This window comes from Micromonospora sp. KC606 (assembly GCF_004348675.1).
Taxonomy (GTDB): Bacteria; Actinomycetota; Actinomycetes; order Mycobacteriales; family Micromonosporaceae; genus Micromonospora.
In genome coordinates this window covers 1-2,356 of sequence record NZ_SMKN01000375.1, presented here as the reverse complement: position 1 = coordinate 2,356, position 2,356 = coordinate 1, and the positions used below count along the sequence as shown (strand labels likewise).

Here is a 2,356-nt window from a genome sequence, read left to right as displayed (position 1 = left end):
GCCAAGGGGGTTGGCTGCGCCACCCGCCGCCCTTTGTCGTCACCGGGCCACCCGCAGCGGGTGACCCGGCCTCACCCGCCCGGTCGGCATCCTCGACACGAGCCGACCGCACGGGAGGGGGCGCCCATGGGCACGGCAGCGGCCATCCGCACCGACCGGGACATCCAGCGCGACGTGCTGGCCGAGCTGGCCTGGGACCCGCAGGCGCAGCCGCAGGAGATCGGCGTCGGCGTCGCCGACGGCGTGGTCACCCTGACCGGCCGGGTGGACAGCTACGCCCGCAAGTGGGCCGCCCAGCGCGGCGCGCACCGGGTACGCGGCGTGCGGGCGGTCGCCGACGACATCGAGGTACGCCTGCCCGGGCTCGACGGCCAGGACGACGCCGAACTCGCCCTCGCCGCCGTACGGGCACTGGAGTGGGACAGCTTCGTGCCCGCCGAACGCCTGGACGTGACGGTCTCCGCCGGCTGGCTGATGCTGCGGGGTCAGGTGGAGTTCGGCTACCAGCGGCGTACCGCCGAACACGAGCTGCGCCGGCTGCGGGGCGTACGCGGGGTGACGAACCTGGTCGAGGTGGTGCCCCCGGCCCCGCCGGACGCCGAACGGACCGTCCGGGACCTGCGCCGGGCCCTGGCCCGACGAGCCGGCACCGAGGCGGTCACCGTCGAGCTGGCCGGGGACACCGTGGTGCTGCACGGCGAGGTGCGGTCCTGGTGGGAGCGGGACGAGGCGGAACGGGTCGCCTGGTCGGCCCCGGGGGTGCGGGCCGTGGACGACCGGCTCGTGGTGGCCGGATGAGCTGGCCGGCTTCCCGTTTGACCCGTTGGGCAGGGGGAAACCGGCGCCGATCGCGCTCACCGCTCACCGGGAACCAACGGGAAGGACCTGCGGCCGTGACCCACCGTCCGTCAGCACAGCCGCCCGGGCGGCCGCTGCGGATCGCGATGGTGGTGCCACCGTGGCTGTCGGTGCCACCGCCCGGCTACGGGGGGCTGGAGCAGGTGGTGCACGGGCTGGTGGACACCCTGGTCGGCAGGGGGCACACCGTGACGCTCTTCGGCGCCGGCCGGCACCACGGTACCGCCGCCGACTTCGTCTCCACCGTCCCGGAACTCCAGTACGACCGGCTCGGCGAGTCGCTGCCCGAACTGGCCCACCTGGCCCGGGTGAACCATCTGGTAACCCCGGCGGACTTCGACATCATCCACGACCACACCACGATCGGGCCGCTGGTCGCCGGTCGGCGGGCGGTGCCCACCGTGGCGACCGTGCACGGCAACCCGGTGGGGGAGTACGGCACGGTGCTCAGCGACACCGACCACGGCGTCGGGCTGGTCGCCATCTCGCACGCCCAGCGGCGGGCGAACCCGGGCCTGCCGTGGGTGGGGACGGTGCACAACGCGATGGACGCGGGGGACGTGCCGCGCAAGCACGCCCCCGGCCGAGGGCCGGTGCTGTGGCTGGCCCGGTTCAGCCCGGACAAGGGCCCCGAGTTGGCCATCCGGGCCTGCCGGGCGGCGGGGCTGCCGCTGACCCTGGCCGGCAAGTGCAACGAACCCGCCGAACGGCGCTACCTCGCCGAGGTCGTCGAGCCGATGCTGGACGACGACGTCGCCGTGGTGTTGAACGCCGACCGCGAGGCGACCCTGCGGTTGCTGGTCGACGCCCGGTGCCTGATCATGCCGATCCGGTGGGAGGAGCCGTTCGGCATGGTGATGGTGGAGGCGATGGCGACCGGGACACCGGTGGTGGCGCTGCGCCGCGGCGCCGTGCCCGAACTGGTGGTCGAGGGCCGCACCGGGTTGATCCGGGACCGCGCGGAGGAACTGCCGGCGGCGCTGCGCGAGGCGGCCCGGCTCGACCCGGCGGCCTGCGTGGCGCATGTGGCGGAGAACTTCTCCACCGAGCGGATGGCGGCCGGATACGAGGAGGTGTACCGGCGCTTCGCCGCCGGCACGGCCGAGCCCGCCCTCCGGCCGGCGCCGGCCGCTGTCCGCTGAGCCGACCCACGGCCGGGCCGACTCAGGACTGGCGGGCGTCGAGCCTCACGATCGCCGCGTCTAGCTGCCGGGCGTACGCCGGGGTGATGGCGCCCTCCCCGACCCGACGGTCGACCTTCTCCCGGAGATTGGCAACCGGCTCGGACAGGTCGGCCCGCCCGTTGGCGGCCTCCCGGGTCAGGTTCCCCAGCACGTTACGCAGGTCCACCCCCACGTCGGCACGGATCTCGCCGGCGCGTTCGCCGTCGTCGATCAGTTGGCGCAGCCGCTCGGCCGCCTCGGTGAGCCCGCCCGCCCCCTGCCCGCCGTCCGGTGGGGGTTGCCGCTCGGCGGACGGGAACGTGCCGGTCGGGGTG

Annotated in this window: 2 protein-coding genes and 1 pseudogene; 2 read left to right on the top strand and 1 reads right to left on the bottom strand. The window is 75.1% G+C overall.

Translation table 11 applies throughout. From position 1 onward, the window contains the following. Nucleotides 1–126 precede the first annotated feature (126 nt). Together E1193_RS31120 and E1193_RS31115 are read left to right on the top strand one after the other, a co-directional pair. On the top strand, nt 127–798 hold the full coding sequence (locus E1193_RS31120; protein ID WP_132186693.1) for a BON domain-containing protein: 672 nt from the start codon (nt 127–129) through the stop codon (nt 796–798). Between the two features lie 146 nt (nt 799–944). Then, nucleotides 945–2,000, top strand: coding sequence for a glycosyltransferase family 4 protein (locus E1193_RS31115; protein WP_207922944.1), 1,056 nt, complete (start codon nt 945–947; stop codon nt 1,998–2,000). Nucleotides 2,001–2,022: 22 nt separating this feature from the next. Here E1193_RS31115 and E1193_RS32275 read toward each other — a convergent pair. Then, nucleotides 2,023–2,356 (bottom strand): annotated as a pseudogene (locus E1193_RS32275) (serine/threonine protein kinase); the annotation flags it as partial.

What these genes read in the sequence shown, in the direction of transcription:
- E1193_RS31120 (WP_132186693.1), top strand. Translation starts at nt 127, where the DNA reads ATGGGCACGGCAGCGGCCATCCGCACCGACCGGGACATCCAGCGCGAC.
- E1193_RS31115 (WP_207922944.1), top strand. Translation starts at nt 945, where the DNA reads ATGGTGGTGCCACCGTGGCTGTCGGTGCCACCGCCCGGCTACGGGGGG.